We start from the raw sequence: 22,473 nt of genomic DNA, 5'->3' as shown, positions 1-22,473 counted from the left end.
TTTCCTTATTTTTTAAATTTATAAAAGTCGCCTGCCCAAGTTGCCGTATATAAGTTGCCATTTGCATCAATCACAGGAACCGATAAGGCTTTCGCATAATTTATTTCCCAAACTGTTTCTGCTTTTTCAGACAAACAAATAAGTGACCCTTTTTGAACCGTTTTTTTGGTATTGATTAGGATGTGGTCATTGGCCATTAATGACGGCGAAGTCCACAAACCTCTATCTTTAGAGGCAATAGGTTGCGAAAACAATTCGGCTCCAGTTGCCTTGTCCAATAGATAAACCGTTCCATTAAGTCCTAAAAAAACTACATAATTCTTTCGACTAATCGCGATGGAAGCTCTGCAACCAAATGGAAATTGTTGCTTCCAAAGTATCTTTCCGTTTAAATCGGTTTTATAGACGACACTTTTTTTATTATAGAAACTTTCTGAATGATAAATGCATTGTTCTTCTGGGTCTATAGAAGGATTTGCCCACGCATTGCTTCCTGAAAAAGCCTTGTTATTCCAAAGTAATTTTCCGTTTTCATCAAATAAATGCAAGCCACTATTTTGACCACAAACCGCAATTTTATCCATTCCGTTATCCGTTGTTACAGCAACTCCCGCCAAATGAAAAGAGGGACTACCAAGATCTTTTTGCCAACGAACAGCTCCAGAATTCTTATCTAACAAAACCAAACCTAATCCATAAAACACAAAAGCGATAGCATCTTTCCCTACTAAATTCGGGGAAGTCCACGTATTGATTTTCATGAATTTTTTAAATTCATAATCGTATTTCAAATAATTGAAACCATTGATGAACAATCGTTTCAATTTAGATTGTTTGGCAAAAGCCAAATAACCATCGTATTTCCAAACCAATTCTCCTTCTAAATTTAAAGATAATAAGGTTGACATGTTGCAGCCAATATATAACTTGTCATCAACTAACAGCGGACTAGAATACACTTTATATTCGGTCACAAATTGCCATTTGATTTCTCCTTCTGGACTCATGCAATAAATAGAACCATTATGCGAACCAAAATACAAATTACCTTTTTTATCAATAACAGGCGTAGACTCGGCACATCGAATAGGTTCTTGTTTAAAAGTAATTTTCCATTCTTCTGTTGGCTTTTCAGCGAAAATATGCTGAGAAGGAATTCGTCCAGTTTTTTCTTTATCGAATAAAAACATATTACTTTTTTATTTTGGATGTGATTTTATTCACAATTTGTATTACTGGTTCAAAATCTGCTTTTTTATAATTGAAAATCGCTTTTATAGGTATACCTGTCTCTTTACTGTAAAAATGTAAAAAGAACAAAGAAGCCAAGGAATAGGAAATCGTTGATGAAATCGCCGCTCCATCTGAACCATAACGAGGGATGAAATAAAAGTTTAACCCAATATTAAATACTAATGGCACTATCATAGCCTTCATGGCAATAAAAGGCTTTCCTTTGCCTGCCAAATCCATATTCATTACTTTAAAAACGGTTAGTAAAACAACACCTGGCAACAAAATTTGCATGGCAGAAACACTTTCTAGAAATTGATTTCCGTATAATAATAAAATAATTGGTTTTGACAAAATCATCAAAAATAAGGCGATCAATCCGACTGCAATTAAAGAAAGTCGTAATAAGTGAGCTACCTTTACAGAAAATGCATTTCCGTCTTTAGAAATAGCACTACGTGCAAAAACGATTGAACTAAATATCAATGGAATTTGCCATAAATATTGTACGATGCTTGCTCCTTTAGAATAAATTCCAAGTTCGTAAGAGGTACTTAAGTTTTCTAATAAAACGACGTCAATTTTATAATTCAAATTGATAATAAGTAATGCAAAAGCATAGACCAATCCAAGGGAAAGCATCTTTTTGATTACTTCGGTCTCAAAAGAAAAACTTTTAAGATGAAGATTATCTTTTTTTACGATTAGGGCAATAAAGATGGCTAAATGACCAAATAGATAAGCCAACATGGCTCCAAGAATTTCTAAATCTAAAAAATAGATTAACGAAATAGTGGTTATAAATGTGATGAGATTTGGAATCCAATTGATCTTATTAAATTCTTTAATTTCATTTTTCCCTAAGAAAATTCCAGAGCAATATGTATTATGTAAACTAAATGGAATACATGAAATAGACACAAAAACCAACGTATAATCCGGAATGTTTTTAGATAAAAAGACGAATAAAAAATAACAAATAACCATACTCACCAATGAAGTAATCAGCCAAATTTGGGTCACTGCATTTTTAATTCGGTCTAACGAATAAATTTCTTTTCCAACAAAATAGGTTGTCGACTGCCTGATTCCCATAGAACCCAAAACCATAAACAAGGAAGGATATACTAATAAAGTGGCTATAATTCCGTTTTGTTCAGGTGTAAGTAAACGTGCCGTGGCAATAGAAGTGCCTACTCCAAAAATAATTATATTCAATTTGGAAAATCCAACCCGCACTAAATCACTTAAAAAAGTTGCCATTTTATTTTACGTTGTAATATCCTTTATACCAATTTACAAAAGCGGCTACTCCTTCTTCTACAGAAGTAATGGGTGTGTAATTAAAGTCTTGAATTAAACCTGTAACATCAGCCCAAGTGCGTTCAACATCTCCGGGTTGCATCGGCAACATTTCTTTGATAGCTGTTTTTCCTGTGGCTTTTTCAATGGCTTGGATAAACGAAAGTAATGGAACAGGTTTGCTGTTTCCGATGTTATACAAGCTATAGGGAGCTGAAATTTTATTATTTTCGAAAGCTTCCGTAATAGTCATCATTCCGCCAACAATATCATTTACATACGTAAAATCACGGGAAAGGTTTCCTTCATTAAATACTTGAATCGGACGATTATTTAAAATGGCATCGGTAAACAAAAACATGGCCATATCAGGTCTTCCCCAAGGGCCATAAACCGTAAAAAATCGAAGTCCAACCATTTGTATTTCAAACAAATGACTGTATGTATAAGCCATTAATTCATTCGTTTTTTTCGTAGCTGCATACAAACTAATCGGATGATCTACATTGTCATGCACCGAAAAAGGAATTTTTTCGTTCAAGCCGTAAACACTTGAACTACTAGCATAAATTAATTTTTTAACGCCAAAATGACGACAGCTTTCTAGAATCGATAAAAACCCAGTGACGTTGCTGTCTACATATTGAAAAGGCTGCTCTAAACTGTAACGCACACCTGCTTGTGCGGCTAAATTGCAAACTAAATCAAATTTTTCAATTGAAAATAAATGGGCAATACCTTCTTTATCTTCTAAATCTAATTGGATAAAAGTACATTGATTGCCATGTAGCCTACTTTCAACCAGTACTTTTGGTTTAATCTCCGATTGGTTAAAACCCAGTTGCGTTAATCGTCCATATTTTAAATTGACATCATAATAGTCGTTAAGGTTGTCCAACCCCACTACATGATATCCTTGTGCGAGATACTGCTCGCATAAGTGGTACCCGATAAAACCGGCTGCTCCTGTAACTAATATTTTCATCTTTTTTATTTACGAATATTGTCGTTCATAGTACTGTTGGTATTCACCCGAAGTGACATTAGCCAACCACGCTTCATTGGCTAAATACCAATCAATGGTTTGCTCAAGACCTTCTTCAAAAGTAACCGAAGGCCGCCATCCTAAGGTGCTTTCAATTTTGGTTGCGTCAATAGCATACCGCAAATCGTGTCCGGGTCTGTCTTTTACATACGTAATCAATTGGACCGAGGTACCGGGTGACCGATTCAATTTGACATCCATTTTTTGGCATAACAACTTCACCAAATCAATATTTTGCCATTCGTTAAAACCACCAATATTATAGGTTTCGTGATTTATTCCTTCATGAAATACCAAATCAATGGCTCTGGCATGGTCTAAAACAAACAACCAATCACGTGTATATTTTCCATCTCCATAAACAGGCAAAGGTTTATTTGAAATGATGTTGTGTATAAAAAGCGGAATCAATTTTTCTGGAAAATGATTGGGGCCATAATTATTAGAACAATTGCTAATCACATAGGGCAAACCATAGGTTTCGCCATACGCTCGCACAAAATGGTCAGAACTGGCTTTGGAGGCTGAATAAGGCGAATTCGGATCATAAGCGGTGCTTTCGGTAAACAAACCCGTTGCACCCAACGAACCATACACCTCATCGGTAGAAATATGATAAAAACGTTTGCCAGCAAAATTATTTTTCCAACTTTCTCGAGCCGCATTCAACAAATTCATGGTGCCAATGACATTTGTTTTTACAAAAGCTAACGGGTCTGTAATTGAACGGTCTACATGCGATTCGGCCGCTAGATGAATAACGCCATCAAATTGGTGATGCTGAAAAAGAGCCTCAATAAAAGCAGCTTCGGTAATATCCCCTTTGATAAAGGTGTAATTCGGAGCCTGCTCAATATCAGCAATATTTTCTAAATTACCGGCATAGGTCAACGCGTCCAAATTAAAAATTTGGTAGTTCGGATAGTTCATCACAAAACGCCTCACCACATGTGAACCAATAAAACCTGCCCCTCCAGTAATTAAAATTTTACTCATCAACTTCTGTTTTTTATTTCTCAAAAACTACTCATAATTCAAAACTCATAACTAATTAAAGTTTCCCATCCACTCCGGACTTCAAAATGCCTTTTACATCATATACCACCGCATTTTCATTTTTTAAATTTTGTAAATCGAGCGATAAAAATTCTTTATGAGAAACGCCTAAAACAATTGCATCATACTTTTCAGTAGGCAATGTTCTTGAAGTGGTTAAATTATATTCATGTTTTACTTCGGCAGGATTGGCCCAAGGATCATATAGAGACACATCGATACCGTAATCCATTAAGGCAGCAATGACATCCACAATTTTGGTATTGCGAACGTCGGGACAATTTTCTTTAAAAGTAATTCCCAACATCAATAATTTGGCTTTATTAACAGTGATTCCTTTTTTAATCATCAACTTCACCACTTGCGAAGCGACATATTCGCCCATGCTATCGTTTAAACGTCTTCCTGCTAAAATAATTTCAGGATGATATCCTGCTTCTTGAGCTTTTTGAGCTAAATAATAGGGGTCAACGCCAATGCAATGTCCGCCTACTAATCCGGGTTTAAAAGGAAGAAAATTCCATTTTGTTCCCGCAGCTTCTAGCACATCATGCGTATCTATGTTTAAGATATTAAAAATTTTGGCTAATTCATTCACAAAGGCAATGTTGATGTCGCGTTGTGAATTCTCAATGACTTTGGCCGCTTCTGCTACTTTAATGGTAGGAGCCAAATGTGTTCCGGCTGTGATAACCGATTTATATAAATCATTCACAACTATTCCAATTTCTGGAGTAGAACCAGCGGTAACTTTTAAAATTTTTTCTACCGTATGTTCTTTATCGCCTGGATTAATTCGCTCTGGTGAGTAACCTGCAAAAAAATCAACATTAAATTTCAAACCGCTAAATTTTTCAAGTACAGGAATACATTCCTCTTCCGTGGCTCCAGGATATACTGTAGATTCATATACCACTATATCTCCAATTTTAAGTACTTTTCCAACCGTTTCACTCGATTTATACAAAGGCGTTAAATCGGGACGATTATTCTTATCAACAGGCGTTGGAACGGTAACAATATAATAATTGCAATTCTTTATGTCTTCTAAATTAGTAGAACAAAATAATCCATTGGATTGTAGCGGCTCCTTTACTAAAACAGATTTTAGCAAATCTTCTTCAATTTCTAACGTATTATCTAACCCTGAATTGAGTTCTTCTACCCTTTTTTGATTAATATCAAATCCTACAACAGGATACTTGGTGGCAAATAATCTCGCTAAAGGCAAGCCCACATATCCCAAACCAATTACTCCAATTTTTATACTCATTTTAATCTTGTTTTATGAACCAATTGCTTGGTATTTAAATCCAATTTGGGTTAGCATTTCTTTATCCAACAAATTTCTACCATCAAAAACAAAGGCTGGCTTATTCATATTTTCATAAATTTTTTGCCAATCGTAGTTTTTAAACTCGTCCCATTCGGTGAGTATTGCGATGGCATGAGCTCCTTCACAAGCTTGATAAGGATCTTGATACGCTTTGACTAATTTTTTATTCTCTTCTGGGATTCTGGTTTGAAGGTAGTCTAAATCAACTAACATTTGCTTTTCAGATACTTTCGGGTCATAAACCGCCAGTTTTGCTTGTTCAAACAATAAATCATTTGCTACATAAATAGCGGCAGATTCTCGGGTATCATTGGTATCTTTTTTGAAAGCCCAACCTAAAAAAGCAATTTTTTTATCGGCTACCGTATTGTATAAGGTCGTAACAATGTTTTTTGCAAAACGTGCTTTTTGATGATCATTCATGATGATGACTTGCTCCCAATAATCGGCAACTTCATGTAAGCCATATGATTTAGCAATATAAACCAAGTTCAAAATATCCTTTTGAAAACACGAACCTCCAAAACCAACCGAGGATTTCAAAAATTTTGGGCCAATACGGCTATCCATTCCGATAGCTTTAGAGACTTCATTGACATTCGCTCCTGTTTTTTCACATAATTCAGATATAGCATTGATCGAAGAAACGCGTTGAGCTAAAAAGGCATTAGCGACTAACTTTGACAATTCCGAAGACCACACATTAGTGGTTAATATCCGTTCTCTTGGAACCCAATTAGCATAAATAGACACTAATTGTTGAATTGCTTTTTCTCCTTCTTCCGAAGAATCTCCTCCAATTAACACCCGGTCTGGATTGAATAAATCATCTACCGCGGTACCTTCTGCTAAAAATTCAGGATTCGATAAAATTTGATATTTAACACCATTTCCAGTATTGTGTAAAATACTTTTTATCGCTTCGGCAGTACGAACGGGTAAAGTGGATTTTTCAACTACGATTTTATTAGTTTTTGATACACGTGCAATTTGACGAGCACACAATTCAATATATTTTAAATCGGCTGCTAATCCTTTTCCAGAGCCATAGGTTTTAGTAGGCGTATTCACGGAGATAAAAATCATTTCGGCTTCATCTATGGCTTTATCTACTTCCGTAGAGAAAAATAAATTTCGTCCACGAGCTTCTTTCACCACCTCACTTAGACCAGGCTCATAAATAGGAATATTTTCTACATTGGGATCATTCCATTTAGCTATTCTTTCTTCATTTAAATCGACCACAGTTACTTGAATATGTGGACATTTTTGAGCAATCACTGCCATAGTAGGGCCTCCTACATAACCTGCTCCAATACAACAAATCTTTGTAATACTCATTTTATTCTAATTGAAATTATTGTAAATTATGCCAATACCAATCAACTGCTTCTTTAAGTCCGTCTCCGAACGAAAATTGAGGATGGTAGTGTAATAATTCTTTTGCTTTTTCTATACTGGCCAACGAGTGCGGAATATCTCCTGCTCGATTTGGTCCATAAATAACATTAACTTCTGCAATCTTAGGGTTATAGTTTGCCAAATAGGTTTTTAACAAATTAACCATTTGATTTAAAGTTGTTCTGTCGCCATACGCAGTGTTAAACACGGTATTAATGGCTTGGGGGTTCAAAGTTAACATCGCCAATTCATTCATTTGAACCACGTTGTCAATATACGTAAAATCCCTAGAAAAAAGACCATCTCCGTTAATAACAGGGCTATCTTCTTTCATTAATTGCATAACAAATTTAGGAATTACTGCGGCATACGCACCATTAGGGTCTTGCCGACGACCGAATACGTTAAAATAACGTAGGCCAATCGTTTCTAAGCCATAGGTTCTACTAAATATTTCCGCATATAATTCATTGACATATTTGGTAATAGCATATGGAGATAAGGGTTTACCAATAACGTCTTCCACTTTGGGCAAGGCTTCAGAATCTCCATAAGTAGAAGAACTCGCCGCATAAACAAACCGTTTTACGTTTGCATCTCTAGCGGCTACCAACATGTTTAAAAAACCCGAAACATTGACATCATTTGTCGTAATTGGGTCGTTTATAGAACGAGGAACCGAGCCTAAAGCAGCTTGATGTAACACAAAATCTATTCCTTTAACCGCATCGTGACAAGTAGCCAAATTGCGAATATCACCTTCGATTAATTTAAAATTTGTATTTTTTAAAAAGGGCTCGACATTATGCCGATGTCCTGTAGCAAAATTATCTAAACAAGTTACTTGATATCCTTTAGTCAAAAAATGGTCACATAAATTGGAACCAATAAAACCGGCACCACCTGTAACTAATATGGAATATTGCTCTTTCATTATCTTTTCTTTTTAAAGTAATATTTAATTTTTTCCAGTACCGTTTTAGGCTTATAATCCTCATTATAGCCGTTGGAGTAATTGCCATAAACATAACTATAGCCATAGCCATAACCGTAGCCGTAACCATAGCCCGTTCCATATCTCGCTCTATTTTCAAAACCATTAAAAACAATACTAATGTTTTTCAACTCACCCCGTTGTAAACGATTATTCATTAAATTAATCATTTCCTTTTTAGTGTAATTTTGTCGAATGATATAAAGTGTTGCATCCACATAGGGAGCTAGCTCAACCGCATCGGCTACTAAGCCAACAGGTGGCGTATCGAGAATAATATAATCATACCTGCTTTTTAACTCTTTCATAAACTCTTCCATCGCTTCACCAATTAATAACTCTGATGGATTTGGCGGAACCGGTCCAGAAGATATAACATCTAAATAAGGAATGTGCGTATGCTGCACTACTTCATCGAAGGTATTTTGACCAATAAGGTAGTTGACAGCACCTAAATTATTTGTCATATTAAAATCGTCAAAAATTTTGGGTTTGCGTAAATCCAAACCTACAATTATAGTTTTTTTCTCACTCAATGCGAATACGGTAGCCATATTAATAGAACAAAAAGTCTTTCCTTCTCCACTAATTGAGGAGGTTAACATTAATGTTTTTGCTCCTTCAACTTTATTTTTCTTGTACATAAATTGGAGGGAAGAACGAATGGCCCTAAACGATTCTGACAGAGATGATTTTTGTTTTTCAAAAACGGCTAGATTTGAAGTTGTTTGTTTTATTCCAACAATTCCGATAACGGGAATTGTGGTTAGTTTACTAATATCGTCAATATTCAAAATAGTATTTTCTAAAAAGAAAATAGTTAAAATAGCAATCAAAGGAATAAATAATCCTAAGAAAAACGCCAAGACATAATTGACTTTAGTGTTCGGTCCAATTTGTCCAGCACCAATATCTTTTGCTGGGTCAATAAATTTAATATCGGCTAAATTTGCTGCTTTAACAATATTAGCTTCATTTCTTTTTTCGAGAAAACTGGTGAAAATTGAATTATTTAAATCGTATTTTCTTGTTATTTTCAGTAGCTCCTGTTCTTCTTCTGGCAATTTACTTATCGCCAATTCAGCCTCTTTGATTTTGTCTGTCACTAATTTCAAATCATAATCTAAAGTTGTTTTGACAGAAGCAATATTCTCTAGCAAAACTTTCTTTAATGCTTCAATTTCATTATCTAAATCTTTAAACATTTTTGGGTTTTTAATGGTATATTCCATTTCAGACCTTTGTGTAGAAAGCACAATTAATTTTGATACATTTTGAACTATATTTGGTTCTTTAATTCCCGCCACAGTTGGAGCTGGTAGCTTTGAAAAATCAACACTTTTTACCAAATAATTATTCAAAGAACTATAATAGGCCATTTGTCTTAACACCTCATCTTTTTGAATTTCAAAATCCAACAACCGTGTTGAAATTTGATGTCCTCCTGAGTTAATGCTATAATAGTCTTTGTTTTTACTAAATTGTTTTACTTCATCTTCATTTTCTTTTAACATTTTTTCCATGGCCAACAAGGTACTGTCAATAAAAGCAATCGTATTTGTGGCAAATTGGTTTTTCCGTTCTAATTGCAAGTTAATAGTAGAATTAACCGTTTCATTTAAATAGGCTACCAATCTATTTTTATTAGTCCCTTCTAAACTTAACTCAATAATAGACGGTGCATTTTTATTTACATTTGTAATAATCTGTCTATATTTTTGAACCGTTTCATCAAAATTATTAAATTTAAAAAAATAAGATCTTCCAACAAAATCACCCGCTGTGGGTGTTTTAATAATTTTTAAATTTAAAAATGGTAAATTAATTTCTTCATTAAACTTAAATATCTTTTTAAATTCACCCACATTAACTTGGGTAAAAGATTTTTTATTGGCTTCATAATTAAAGACTGCCACATCTGGATTTTCAAAATTTGAAGACAACTCAAATTCAGTTGCTGAAATAAATTTTATTCCAATAAGAGAACTTAACAGTTGCGGTTTAGATTTGTCAATTTTTACTTCAAAAGGCACTTGTCCATAAACATCTTTTAAATAATATTCGTCTTTTGCTAAGTAGTCTATATAAAAATCTAGTTTATTAACTACCATCTCATTATGCGAACGAGATTTTAAAGAAGCAGCAAGGTTTTGAATTTGGTCTGAAGTCCCTCCCCAATTAAAAACCAAACTCGTATTAGACGTAAAAAAAGGATTGTTCTCTTCTTTTAACGCAATTGTGGTTTCAAGTTTGTAAATTTTTTCTTTTCGAATATTTACATTATAAGCGATTATGAAGGCAACAATCCAACTGATAACAAACCATTTCCAGTAGCCAATAGTTTTAATTAAAAACCCTTTAAAATCAAATTTAATTTGATTTTCAAATATCGAAAAATCTTTAGATTCAAGCATGTTAGTAAACTATAAACGCGTTAAAACGATAATCGTAGTCGCTAATGAAAGTACAGAAATAATGGTGGTTAAAGATTGTAGCCCGGTAGTTCCTGTTCCCCAAGATTTTTGTTTGAGTGGATTAACCAATATGAAATCATTGGGTTGCAAATAATAATATGGTGATTCCAATGCTTTTTTATCTAATAAATTAATGGAATGCATCTCCACGCCATGTGGGTAACGCCGCACAACCATCACATTTTTTCTATCTCCAATTATAGTAATATCACCAGAATTAGAAATAGCATCCATAATTGTAGCATTCTCTACAAAAAGTGTATTTGTGCCCGGAATTTTAACTTCTCCATTAATGGTATATCGCAATCCTGCTAGCTTAACATTGACAAAAATATTTGCTTCCTTTTTAAAGTAATCTTCACCTAATTTTTTTTCTATATCAATCCTGATTTCTTCTGTTGTTTTTCCAATTACAGGTATTTCACCTAAAACAGGTATTCTGATGAGACCATGGTCATCTACCGTAAAACCTTCAAAAAACAAAACTTGTTCATTGCTAACATTTTGAGTCCTATCCGATGGTTTAAACATCGTATTCAACACAGGATCACTCGTTTTTATATTAACCATTAAGATATCATTACTTTGCACCCGATATGGTTTTTTTACTGATTGATTGACCATAATAGAATCATACACCTTTCCGCCATCTTGCAAATAGGTCAAATCTTTCGTGGGCACACAAGACGTGAACACCATAGTAATGATTACTAGTATGAACAGTACAGATTTATTCATTTTAAAAAATTTAGCAAACAAAGATAGTTTTTCAAATCTAATTTCAAAAAATTACTCAAAATATAATTAGTAATTCTTCATTGTGTTTTCAAAAGGAATCCGATTTAGAATACTTCTGCCAAGGGTAATTTCGTCGGCGTATTCTAATTCGTCACCCACTGCAATTCCTCTAGCAATGGTAGATGTTTTAACTTCATGCCCTTTGAGTTGTTTATAAATATAGAAATTAGTGGTATCGCCCTCCATGGTTGAACTCAACGCAAAGATAATTTCATTCACTTTTCCTTTTTTCACTTTTTCAACAAGCGATATTACATTTAACTGACTGGGACCAATGCCATCTATCGGAGAAATCTTTCCTCCTAAAACATGATAAACTCCTTTAAACTGCCCTGTATTCTCGATTGCCATGACATCTCGAATATCTTCTACCACACATATCAAGGCGTGATTACGACTTTCATTAGCACAAATTTCGCAAACGGAATGATCCGAGATATTATGACAAACGGTACAGAATTTTATTTCTGTTCGCATGCATGATATCGCTTCTGCCAAAAACTGGGTTTGTTCCTTAGGCTGTTTTAATAAATGTAAGACTAATCGCAGGGCTGTTCGCTTACCAATTCCTGGTAATTGAGCCATTTCGTTCACTGCTTTTTCTAATAATTTTGAAGAGAATTCCATTGGGTACAAAAATACATTTTTCAAAAGCAACTTTTTAGCATTTTTACACCATTTTTTTTTTGATGTTTGAAAAAACAATCAATTTTAGTTCACTTTTTGTAAATTGCAACCCAAATTCAATTTTTGCCCATGCAACCCATTCCGATTTTATTGCTCATCCTCGGTTATTTTAGTTTATTGATTTTAATTTCCTATTTCATCAGTAAAAAAGACGAAGGCAATGATGCTTTTTTTAAAGCCAATAAAAATTCACCTTGGTATTTAGTCGCTTTTGGCATGATAGGAGCCTCACTCTCTGGTGTTACTTTTATCTCTGTTCCCGGAAAAGTGGAAGCGTCGCAATTTGTTTATTTTCAACTGGTTTTAGGCTATATTGTGGGTTATTTTGTCATTGGAACCGTCTTATTACCACTTTACTATCGTTTAAATTTAACCTCAATTTACACCTATTTAGGTGATCGATTTGGTCGTAATTCCTATAAAACAGGGGCTTGGTTTTTTATACTCTCAAGAACGGTTGGGTCAAACTTGCGGTTAATGCTAGTAGCAGATGTATTGCAAACGCTCGTCTTTGACAAATTAAATGTGCCGTATTGGGTAACCGTAACTGTAACCATTTTATTAATTTGGGTATATACCAAAAAATCAGGTATCAAAACGATTATTTGGACAGATACATTGCAAACTTTATTTATGCTGATTTCTGTAGTGGTTTGTATTGTGATTGTATCCGAAGATTTAGGGTTGAATATTTCAACACTCTCTGGTTTTATTGCAGAAAGTGATTTCTCTAAAACTTTCTTTTTTGAAGATGCCAGTTTGCCTTCTTATTTTTGGAAGCAATTTCTGTCAGGGGCATTTATTGCTATTGTTATGACTGGATTAGACCAAGACATGATGCAAAAAAACCTAACGTGTCGCAGTTTAAAAGATGCTCAAAAAAACATGTTTTGGTTTACCATTGTACTTACGTTTGTCAATTTTTTATTCTTAGTCTTAGGTTTATTATTCACCGAATATACTTTAAAATATGACATTGACGCTCATAAAGATCAACTTTTTCCAATTTTAGCCAATGAATACCTTGGGTTAAGTGTTGCCTTCTTTTTTATCTTAGGATTGATTGCAGCGGCCTATTCTAGTGCCGATAGTGCCTTAACTTCCTTAACTACTTCGTTTAGCATTGATATTCTAGAAATTGAAAAAAAATATGATGCCGTTAAACAAATTGCAGTTCGAAAAAAAATTCACTTGCTGTTTGTTTTTATCTCCATTTTTGTCATTATCGGATTTAAATACTTTGTAGCCGACGTCAGTATTATTGATAAAGTCTTAAAATTTGCGGGATTTACTTATGGTCCGCTTCTTGGACTTTATAGTTTTGGTTTGTTTACTAAATGGCAAGTTCGCGACAATTGGGTACCATTTGTTGCCATAACCGCAGTTCTTACTTCAATTATATTAAATTTATACAGTGAAACTTGGTTTGGGTTTGCCTTTGGTTTTGAGATTTTAATTGTGAATGGTATGCTGACTTTCCTCGGTTTAATATTGATTCGTAGAAAGTAAAACTAAGGTACAAGCCTCTTCTACTTTTATATTATTGATTTTTAATAACGCGTAAAATTCAGGATTTTCAGTTCCTGGATTAAAAATTACTCGTTGTGGATTTAGTCCAACGATGTAATTATAATAATCGCGTTGTGCAATTGGATTCAGGTACAACGTAACGGTATGAATATTTTTAAACGGAATTTGCTTTGTTTGAATTTTAACACCTGCTACTTCTCCTTCGCGTTGGCCAATTGCCACAACGGGTTGTTCATGAGAAACTAAACGATTCATTGCCATATTAGAATAGCGTTCTGTATTGACAGAAGCTCCGATAACCAATGTTTTTTTCATCTTTTTTACTTTTATAGACTTCAAAAATACTGAATTTTTAGCAAGTTTCTTGTTTCTATATTAATTGAACAAGTCTTAATCCTTTATTAAACCTTCAAAAAAATAGAAATTGTTTTTTAATTTTATAAAAAAAATGCTAGTTAACACTTCTTACAACGAAAAAAAAGTAAAGGAAGCTATCAATGATTTAGTTGGAAAACCTTTTGGTTTTTTTGAAAACATTAAATTAAAAGGAATTGGTTCTCCTCGATTAGATATCCTGAAAACGAGTCATGAAATCGACCTATTACTTTCCTATGATAACAACCGAAACTTTTGCAATATCGAGCTTCGTCCGAAAGGAATAATTATTCGATTCCGGTCGTTATTAGAAACTTATTCCTTAGTGATTCCCTTTTATAAATTGGTGGTTTTTAAACCTGGAAATACCTATACTTTTCATATAGACAACCATTTTATTACGATTGATTATCCGCAAAGCAAAAAAGACATTGTCGCTTTCATTAATAAAATTAATCGATTAAAAATTGAAAATTCTCCACAATATATAGACGATTTATACTAACTTTGTTTTTTACAAAAACAGCTTCGGAATTTCCGAATTACATTTGTTAAAATAAATACATGGAATTATTTGTTTATGTTTTTGCCGCACTTTTTTCTGTACTTAATCCGTTAGGTGCTGTCCCTATTTTTGTTGGACTAACAATGGATTATTCAAAAACAGAACGTTCTCGTGTTTCACTTTGGACGGCATTGAATGTATTTATCATCTTAATCATTTCTTTTTTTATTGGAGAGTATGTTTTAAAATTCTTCGGCATTAGTATTGATGCGTTGCGAATTGCGGGTGGATTAATTATCGTAAGTTCCGGATTTTCTTTACTTACAGGAGAATTCAACAAAACGAGAGGAGTAAACAAAAAGGTTGAATCAGATGCACAAACTCGAAATCAAATTGCTTTAACGCCTTTGGCAATCCCAATGCTGGCTGGCCCTGGCTCAATTTCGTTACTTATTGCTTTTTATCAAGATTATACAAAACTTAGTGAAAAAATAACTGCTGTTTTCGCAATCTTAGCCGTCGCCATTGTTATTTACTTCGTACTAAAAAGTGCTCATTATCTGTCAAGAATTTTAGGAGCTTCAGGAATTGTTGCAATTTCTAGAATTATCGGATTTATCGTTATTGCAATTGGTGTTCAATACATTAGTAGTGCCGTGGTGAATATCTTCAAAATGATTTAACGATTGTTTAATCGTATTTCTACTTATCTTTAAGAAAATTTCTAAGTATGAGAATTCTTTTAACAGGAGCCAATGGTTACGTGGGCAGACGTTTATTACCTGAACTTTTAGCTCAAGGTCACCAAGTAATTTGTTGCGTTCGAGACCAATCTCGTTTAGGATTAGACAAAGCTACTTTAGACTTAATTTCTATCTGGGAAGTCGATTTTTTAAACGAGCTAACATTTGAAAACTTGCCTGAACCGATTGACGTGGCTTATTACTTAATTCATTCCATGAGCTCTTCTACCACTGAATTTGATGTGATGGAAGCCAAAGCAGCCGAAAATTTCAACCTTTACATGGGAAAAATTGGCGTTAAACAAGTTGTTTATTTAAGCGGAATTGTCAATGACACGAAACTATCCAAACATTTAAGTTCACGAAGTAATGTTGAAACCATTTTGTATCAAGGCCCTTTTAATTTAACCGTTTTACGAGCGGGAATTATTGTAGGTTCTGGGAGCTCATCTTTTGAAATTATCCGCGATTTATGCGAAAAACTCCCTATTATGATTACACCAAAATGGGTTTTAACCAAAACACAGCCCATTGCCATTCGAGATGTGATTCATTATTTAAGAGGCGTCTTATTGCGGGAAGACTGTTTCAATCAATCTTTTGATATCGGAGGACCTGATATTTTGACCTACAAACAAATGATGCAATTATATGCCAAAACGCGTGGTTTTAAAAATTGGATTTACACTGTTCCGATTATGACACCCAAATTATCATCTTATTGGTTATACTTCGTGACCTCAACTTCTTATAAACTGGCAATTAATTTGGTTGACAGCATGAAAATGGAAATTATTTGTAAGGATAACCGGTTACAAAAAATGTTAGATATTAAACCGATAACATATACAGAAGCGATTAAATTAGCTTTTATAAAAATTGAACAAAACTTAGTCATTTCCAGTTGGAAAGACAGTTTAATTAGCAGTGAATTCAAACAAAATTTAGCTGAATATATTCAAGTTCCAACTTTCGGTTGTTTAAAAGATGAGCAATCCGTTCAATTAAAAAACCCAGAGAAAACCATGGAAAACATCTGGTCAATTGGAGGTGAAAAAGGTTGGTATTACGGCAATTGGATGTGGCGAATTCGCGGAGTTTTAGACAAATTTTTTGGTGGTGTTGGTTTACGTCGAGGTCGCACGCACCCTACTCAGTTAGACAATGGCGATTCGTTAGATTTTTGGCGAGTGATTTTAGCCGATAAAGAACAGCGTCGTTTATTGTTATTTGCTGAAATGAAAATGCCTGGTGAAGCTTGGCTTGAATTCCGAATAGACAACGACAACACTTTACATCAAATTGCCACCTTTCGACCAAGAGGACTTTGGGGAAGATTGTATTGGTATTCTTTGGTGCCGTTTCATTTTTTCATCTTTGGCGGAATGATTCGCAATATTGCAAAAGAACTAAACTGATTGGACAAATAAGATTAATGCGTACTAAAAGTTGGATGTGTTTTTGAGAAAGTGAAGAGTAAAAGCTCAGCGTTTATCGCTTGACAATTTTTACTGTTTTTTCTATATTGTCGACTGATTTTATTTTCAAAATGTAGTTGCCTTTTGCCAAAGTACTTAAATTTAGCGGTGTGCCATTTTGTTGCAATACTAAAGAACTCATAATTAATTTTCTGCCAGCATAATCGAAAAGAGAAATGCCGACCATTGTTTCGCTAGAAGCGGTTATGGTAATTGCATCAGAAAAAATAGTTGGATAAACTACATACTCTTCATCAGCAGAAAAATTGATTGTATTTAGCAAACTTTCATCGATGATGCGTGCCATTGCAAAAAATTGCTTAGTTGGATTGGTGCTAACTGTTGCCGTACCCGCTACGAGAATTTTATTATTCTCAATAAAAAAACTAAACGGAAAATCACCTGAACCCGCAAAATCTGTGAAGAAATAACCGTTAGAACCAAAATCAGTGATTAGTTCGCCATTTGCGTTGCACTTTGAAATCGCAAAATCTTCACCACTAACTCCAACCACAGCCGAAGCTCCTACGGCATAAATATTTTGGTTATCATCTAAAACAAGTTTGTTAATAGCTCCGCTTCTTCCAAGAAAAAAATTAACTGCCACACCATTATTAGCAAAAGTAGTATCAATAGCTCCAAAAGCATCTAATTTCACAAGTGTAAAATTATTGATAACACCACTATTATTTGGTGTGTACGATGATCCGCCCAATAAAACACTACCATCATTAAATGTGATATGTGAATTAACTGTTGAGCCACCTTGTGTTCCTGGATTAAAATATCGGTACCCTACTGTAGCAAAAGTTGTATCTAAAGATCCGTTAGGCAAAAGTCGCAAAACGCACATTCTACCTTGATTGGAACCAGTGGTCAAAGTAACAGAGCCACTACAAACAATTTTCCCATCATCCATCAAATCAACCGTTCGTAAACTTTGCCGATGAGTAACCATTTCAAGTGTAAAAATCCCATCTGTATTAAAACTTGTATCATACTCGCCGTTTGGCAATAACCGAATCACCACATGTTGCGTAAGTGAATTAGGGCCAAAGGTCGTATTGCCAACCACAATAATTTTTCCGTCGGATTGTAAGGTTATACCACTTGCATTATCATCACTTTGATAACCAAAACCGAGTTGTTTGATTCCATTGGTTCCAAAGGTCGAATCTAAGTTTCCATCACTATCTATCTTACCCACAATAAAATCAGTGTTACCTCCAAATGCAACAATAGAACCTGCAAAAAAAAGCTCATTATCCGATTTCTTTGCAAAAGCAACTATTGTTGTAAAAGGCAATAGGATATGCCCTTCATCTTGAAAGCTAGTGTCAAGTGTTCCATCCTGATTATAACGCAACACATAGGCGTTCGTATTATCTGAACCTCCAACTAGTATTTTTTGATTGGGAACTTGAAGTATTGCATTGATTCTATGGAAATTAGCATTTTGATTAATGTTGGTTGTAACTTTTCCAGAAACACCGAAATTTTCATCTAATACTTGGGCATTCAACGGAATAGTCATCGCAAACAACGATAAAAAAACAATCACTACGTTCTTCATTTTAACCAACTTATTATTTAAATAAAAGTATCTAATTTTTCTATTCTCGAGGCAAGAAAACCTCTGCCATCATACAACGAGCACTTCCGCCACCACAGGCTTCGATGGTGTCAAGACTAGAAGAAATAATTTCACAGTGTTGTTCAATTTTTTGAAGTTGAGCTTTAGTCAAACTTTGGTGAGCCGAATTACTCATCACCAAATACCGTTTGTCATCTTTTCCTTTTACTTGCAACATATTGCCTGCAAAATTATTCATTTGGTCTTCGGTAATCAAGATAATATCTTTTTCATCTGCTTTTAGGTTATCTAAAACCATTTTTCGTTCTTTCTTATCATCGATACATTCAGCACAAATAACGGCAAAGGTTTCGCCCAAACACATCATGACATTCGTATGATAAATCAATTTTCGTTCACCATTTACGGTTTGAAAGGCTTCAAAAATAACTGGAGCCAAATCATAATCTTCACAAAATTCGATGAATAATTCTTCATCCGCACGAGGGGAAAGAGCACAATAGGCTTTCGCATTATCGCGGTCTAATAAAATACTTCCGGTTCCTTCTAAGAAAAAACCATCTTCTTCGGCCGAAGTATAATCCATGATTTCATTGATAATAAATCCTTCTTCTTCTAGTTTTTCCAAAATATCTTCACGACGTTCTAAGCGTCGGTTTTCGGCAAACATAGGATACAAAGTGACATCGCCATTTTCATGAAACGAAATCCAATTGTTAGGAAAAATACTATCTGGTGTATCCGGTTCTAACGTATCGTCAACCACAATGACATTAACGCCTACTTTTCGCAATTTATCAACAAAAGCGTCAAATTCTTGTTGGGCTTTTGCATTTACGGTAGCTGGCGTAGTGTTTTCTAACACTTTTTGATAATAATTATTTACGGCAGTTTGCTCATTCATTCGAAAGGCAACTGGTCGAATCATTAAGATGGAGTTGGTGGTTTGGTTCATTGTTGTTAGAATTTTTAAGTTGTGGGTTGTGGGTTGTGGGTTGTGGGTTAAAAATTACGCTTTCCAATTTTCATCTACAAATTTTATAAAATTAAATAGTTTTGCACTTAACTCATTATACCTTTCAATTAGTAAATCGTTACCATCATAACAATCTGGATACAATTTAGTTATTTTTTCAACATGAAAAACAGTTTCCAAACAGCTAGCCCGAGAATAAGTAAGAAACTTTACGAAATCTGCTTTATATCTTTTTCTACCATATCCTTCAACAATATTTGTTGGAATTGAATCAGCTGATCTTCTTAATTGGCCTCCTAATTCATACAATTCGTCTTTCGGGAGTTTTAAAGAAAACCCGTGAGCTAAATAAAATAACTCTACGCTTAAATTGTAAACTTCTAAATCTTTATAACTTTTCATAAACCGTTATTTTTAAATGTATGAACGGAAAAACCTACAACATATAACACATAACAAATATAATTACAATCTGATTAATGGTAAAGTTGAACAACGTAATAATCCTTCTTGTTTAGCAATTTCAGCATACGGAATTTCTTCAACCGTAAAGCCTTGACTACGCAACCAATTGTTTAATCTTGTGAAATTCTGTTCAGAAACAACAACGTCTGGAGCAATAGAAAACACATTGGAATTCATGTGATACATTTCGTCACGGGTGATGTGAAATAGATTTTCTTTTCCAAATAAGTTAACTAAATAAACATAATCCGCTTCTTCGCGAAAACCACTTTTATAAATAATTCCTTTATTGTTTCCTACCGGTTGAAAGCAACAATCAAGGTGCAACGCATTGTCTCTTGCTTCTATCTTTGATTTGACTAAATCGAATTCTTTTACGATTTTGTTTGGAAATAAATCTCGAATATATTGAACGCCTTGCATGTTGGTTCGGGCTGTTATGTAGTCTTTATAATCAGACCCTTTGTATGTTCCTATAAAAATATAGTCATTCCAAAGCATCACGTCGCCGCCTTCAATATGGACTTCTTCAGGAGGACGAACTATTTTTTTTGGATTAATTAAATCCAAAACATATTGAATTGCATCTAATTCTCTTTCTCGTTCGGGAAGAATATTTGCTTTAATAAAGATATCCTCAATAACAAAACCAATATCACGCGTGAAAATTTGATTATAATTTTCTATAATTTCTGGACGATAGACTTTGACATCATATTTTTGAAAAACACGATGAAAAGCTTCCATTTCGCTAATCATATCCGATTCAACTGGATAGGTTCCCGCCAAAATATGCTCTAATGATTTGGGATCATAGGCTTCCTCTTTCGTTGGTGTTGGACCGCTGCTAATTGCAGTGCCTAATACAACTGCCCTTAATCGGGAAGTTTCATTTTGTACGTGAATGGGTAGCATAGTATTGTTTTTATGGCTTTTGACAAAGATAAAAAAAGGGGTTCCAAAAGCAAGAGTAAATGTTGTATTAAAAATGCATTCCGAAACAGTAACGAATTACTCCACTTTATCATAAAATAGAACAATTAAAAAGGTTTAATTTCATCAATATACCGTTTAAATATCGATTTTTTTTAACTTAAAAGCCTTCTTTTTAGAAGGCTTTTTGTTTAAAATGTTTTATCTTTTTTCTACTGGTTTAAAATCCCGTAATGGCGAACCGATATACACTTGACGTGGTCTTCCGATAGGTTCTTTATTTTCTCGCATTTCTTTCCATTGAGCAATCCAACCTGGTAAACGGCCAATGGCGAACATTACGGTAAACATTTCCGTTGGAATTCCTAATGCTCGGTAAATAATACCTGAATAAAAATCAACATTTGGATATAAATTTCTTTCTTTGAAGTATTCGTCTTCTAACGCTACTTTTTCTAATTGTTTGGCAATATCCAATAATGGATCTTCTACTCCTAAGGCTTCAAGCACATCGTCTGCAGCTTTTTTAATAATAGTTGCTCTTGGGTCAAAGTTTTTATAAACCCGATGACCAAATCCCATTAAACGGAAGGAATCATCCTTGTCTTTTGCTTTTAACACATATTTTGCTACATCTCCTCCGTTTTTGTGAATTTCTTCTAACATTTCTAAAACCGCTTGATTGGCTCCACCATGCAAAGGTCCCCAAAGTGCTGAAACTCCAGCAGCAATAGAAGCAAACAATCCCGCATGAGAAGAACCTACAATACGAACAGTAGAGGTAGAACAGTTTTGTTCATGGTCTGCATGTAGAATAAATAATTTATCTAAAGCATTAACAACAACCGAATCAATTTTATAGGGTCCAGTTGGCAATTCATACATCAAATGCATAAAATTTGCGACATATCCTTTGGTGTTGTCATAATAATTTAAAGGATAGCCCATTGATTTTCGATAGGTCCAAGTAGCAATGACTAAAAACTTAGCCATAATTTTACATACCGCTTCGTACATTTCTTTTTCATTGTGCGGATTAACCGATTTTGGATTAAATGCCGTTAACGCACTAGTTAAAGAAGCCAAAACGCCCATTGGGTGAGCGGTTTTTGGAAAACCATCAATGATGCTTTTCATTTCTTCATTCACTAACGAATATTTTTGGATGTCGATTTCGAATTTTATTAGCTGCTGTTTCGTTGGTAATTCTCCAAAAATCAACAAATAAGAAACTTCTAAGAAGTTAGCTTTATCTGCTAATTCTTCTATAGAATACCCGCGGTAACGTAGAATTCCTTCTTCCCCATCTAAGAACGTAATAGCACTTTGGCAAGAGCCTGAATTTTTAAATCCGGGATCTAAGGTAACAGCACCTGTTAAGGCACGAAGTTGTTCAATGTCGATGGCGGCTTCATTTTCGGTTCCTACGATGATAGGAAACTCATATTCTTTACCTTCGTACTTTAATATGGCAGTTTTTGACATGTTTTATAAAAATTTAATAGGTATATACTTTGTTTGTTGCGAATTTACAAAATATAATAGGAA

Annotated in this window: 20 protein-coding genes; 4 read left to right on the top strand and 16 right to left on the bottom strand. The window is 34.2% G+C overall.

All coding sequences use genetic code 11. The annotated features are described in order from the left end of the window. Positions 1 to 5: 5 nt before the first annotated feature. The 10 genes from PHR76_RS06145 to recR form a co-directional block, all read right to left on the bottom strand. Positions 6 to 1,190, bottom strand: a complete 1,185-nt coding sequence (locus PHR76_RS06145; RefSeq protein ID WP_300059617.1) for a PQQ-binding-like beta-propeller repeat protein — start codon at positions 1,188 to 1,190, stop codon at positions 6 to 8. 1 nt (position 1,191) lies between these two features. Next, the gene (locus PHR76_RS06140) at positions 1,192 to 2,496 is read right to left on the bottom strand and encodes a flippase (RefSeq protein WP_300059615.1); all 1,305 of its coding nucleotides are present in this window, start codon (positions 2,494 to 2,496) and stop codon (positions 1,192 to 1,194) included. A gap of 1 nt (position 2,497) precedes the next feature. Further along, on the bottom strand, positions 2,498 to 3,520 hold the full coding sequence (locus tag PHR76_RS06135; RefSeq protein WP_300059613.1) for an NAD-dependent epimerase: 1,023 nt from the start codon (positions 3,518 to 3,520) through the stop codon (positions 2,498 to 2,500). 9 nt (positions 3,521 to 3,529) lie between these two features. After that, positions 3,530 to 4,576, bottom strand: coding sequence for a dTDP-glucose 4,6-dehydratase (rfbB, locus tag PHR76_RS06130; protein ID WP_300059611.1), 1,047 nt, complete (start codon positions 4,574 to 4,576; stop codon positions 3,530 to 3,532). Positions 4,577 to 4,631: 55 nt separating this feature from the next. Beyond that, positions 4,632 to 5,909, bottom strand: a complete 1,278-nt coding sequence (locus PHR76_RS06125; protein ID WP_300059609.1) for a nucleotide sugar dehydrogenase — start codon at positions 5,907 to 5,909, stop codon at positions 4,632 to 4,634. Between the two features lie 12 nt (positions 5,910 to 5,921). Then, positions 5,922 to 7,313 (bottom strand): UDP-glucose 6-dehydrogenase, encoded by a 1,392-nt coding sequence (locus tag PHR76_RS06120; RefSeq protein ID WP_300059607.1) that lies wholly within the window; start codon positions 7,311 to 7,313, stop codon positions 5,922 to 5,924. 16 nt (positions 7,314 to 7,329) lie between these two features. Further along, positions 7,330 to 8,307, bottom strand: coding sequence for an SDR family oxidoreductase (locus tag PHR76_RS06115; RefSeq protein ID WP_300059605.1), 978 nt, complete (start codon positions 8,305 to 8,307; stop codon positions 7,330 to 7,332). Beyond that, positions 8,307 to 10,781 carry a tyrosine-protein kinase family protein gene (locus tag PHR76_RS06110; RefSeq protein ID WP_300059603.1) on the bottom strand — a complete coding sequence of 825 codons (2,475 nt, stop codon included), beginning with the start codon at positions 10,779 to 10,781 and terminating at the stop codon, positions 8,307 to 8,309. The genes PHR76_RS06115 and PHR76_RS06110 overlap by 1 nt, the downstream gene beginning before the upstream one ends. 9 nt (positions 10,782 to 10,790) lie before the next feature. Further along, positions 10,791 to 11,579, bottom strand: a complete 789-nt coding sequence (locus PHR76_RS06105) for a polysaccharide biosynthesis/export family protein (RefSeq protein WP_300059601.1) — start codon at positions 11,577 to 11,579, stop codon at positions 10,791 to 10,793. Positions 11,580 to 11,645: 66 nt separating this feature from the next. Then, positions 11,646 to 12,266, bottom strand: a complete 621-nt coding sequence (recR, locus tag PHR76_RS06100) for a recombination mediator RecR (protein WP_300059681.1) — start codon at positions 12,264 to 12,266, stop codon at positions 11,646 to 11,648. A 129-nt stretch (positions 12,267 to 12,395) separates the two neighbouring features. On the opposite strand from recR, the gene PHR76_RS06095 reads away from it, so the two are divergent. After that, complete coding sequence (locus tag PHR76_RS06095) at positions 12,396 to 13,835, top strand: sodium:solute symporter (RefSeq protein ID WP_300059599.1); 1,440 nt, start codon at positions 12,396 to 12,398, stop codon at positions 13,833 to 13,835. Here PHR76_RS06095 and PHR76_RS06090 read toward each other — a convergent pair. Then, a complete protein-coding gene (locus tag PHR76_RS06090) occupies positions 13,812 to 14,171 on the bottom strand; it encodes a CoA-binding protein (protein ID WP_300059597.1) in 360 nt (119 codons plus the stop codon). The two genes, PHR76_RS06095 and PHR76_RS06090, sit on opposite strands and share 24 nt — an antisense overlap. 133 nt (positions 14,172 to 14,304) lie before the next feature. Here PHR76_RS06090 and PHR76_RS06085 point away from each other — a divergent pair, with 133 nt between their 5' ends. The 3 genes from PHR76_RS06085 to PHR76_RS06075 are packed head-to-tail and all read left to right on the top strand — an operon-like array spanning position 14,305 to position 16,897. Continuing rightward, positions 14,305 to 14,736 (top strand): hypothetical protein, encoded by a 432-nt coding sequence (locus tag PHR76_RS06085; RefSeq protein WP_300059595.1) that lies wholly within the window; start codon positions 14,305 to 14,307, stop codon positions 14,734 to 14,736. A 59-nt stretch (positions 14,737 to 14,795) separates the two neighbouring features. Next, positions 14,796 to 15,419: a MarC family NAAT transporter gene (locus PHR76_RS06080; RefSeq protein ID WP_300059593.1), complete on the top strand. Its 624-nt coding sequence runs from the start codon at positions 14,796 to 14,798 to the stop codon at positions 15,417 to 15,419. Positions 15,420 to 15,466: 47 nt separating this feature from the next. Continuing rightward, complete coding sequence (locus tag PHR76_RS06075) at positions 15,467 to 16,897, top strand: SDR family oxidoreductase (RefSeq protein ID WP_300059591.1); 1,431 nt, start codon at positions 15,467 to 15,469, stop codon at positions 16,895 to 16,897. 73 nt (positions 16,898 to 16,970) lie between these two features. On the opposite strand, the gene PHR76_RS06070 is transcribed toward PHR76_RS06075, so the two are convergent. From PHR76_RS06070 to PHR76_RS06050, 5 genes are all read right to left on the bottom strand, one after another. Further along, a complete protein-coding gene (locus PHR76_RS06070) occupies positions 16,971 to 18,530 on the bottom strand; it encodes a T9SS type A sorting domain-containing protein (RefSeq protein WP_300059589.1) in 1,560 nt (519 codons plus the stop codon). 40 nt (positions 18,531 to 18,570) lie between these two features. Beyond that, positions 18,571 to 19,506 (bottom strand): citrulline utilization hydrolase CtlX, encoded by a 936-nt coding sequence (ctlX, locus tag PHR76_RS06065; protein ID WP_300059587.1) that lies wholly within the window; start codon positions 19,504 to 19,506, stop codon positions 18,571 to 18,573. Positions 19,507 to 19,560: 54 nt separating this feature from the next. Continuing rightward, on the bottom strand, positions 19,561 to 19,929 hold the full coding sequence (locus PHR76_RS06060) for a four helix bundle protein (RefSeq protein ID WP_300059585.1): 369 nt from the start codon (positions 19,927 to 19,929) through the stop codon (positions 19,561 to 19,563). Positions 19,930 to 19,992: 63 nt separating this feature from the next. Next, positions 19,993 to 20,907, bottom strand: a complete 915-nt coding sequence (locus PHR76_RS06055) for an arginine deiminase family protein (RefSeq protein WP_300059583.1) — start codon at positions 20,905 to 20,907, stop codon at positions 19,993 to 19,995. 219 nt (positions 20,908 to 21,126) lie between these two features. After that, positions 21,127 to 22,410 (bottom strand): citrate synthase, encoded by a 1,284-nt coding sequence (locus tag PHR76_RS06050; RefSeq protein ID WP_300059581.1) that lies wholly within the window; start codon positions 22,408 to 22,410, stop codon positions 21,127 to 21,129. Between the last annotated feature and the right edge of the window lie 63 nt (positions 22,411 to 22,473).

Source organism: Flavobacterium sp., assembly GCF_028689845.1.
In the GTDB taxonomy this organism is placed as follows: domain Bacteria; phylum Bacteroidota; class Bacteroidia; order Flavobacteriales; family Flavobacteriaceae; genus Flavobacterium.
This window is presented reverse-complemented; position numbering and strand designations above follow the sequence as displayed.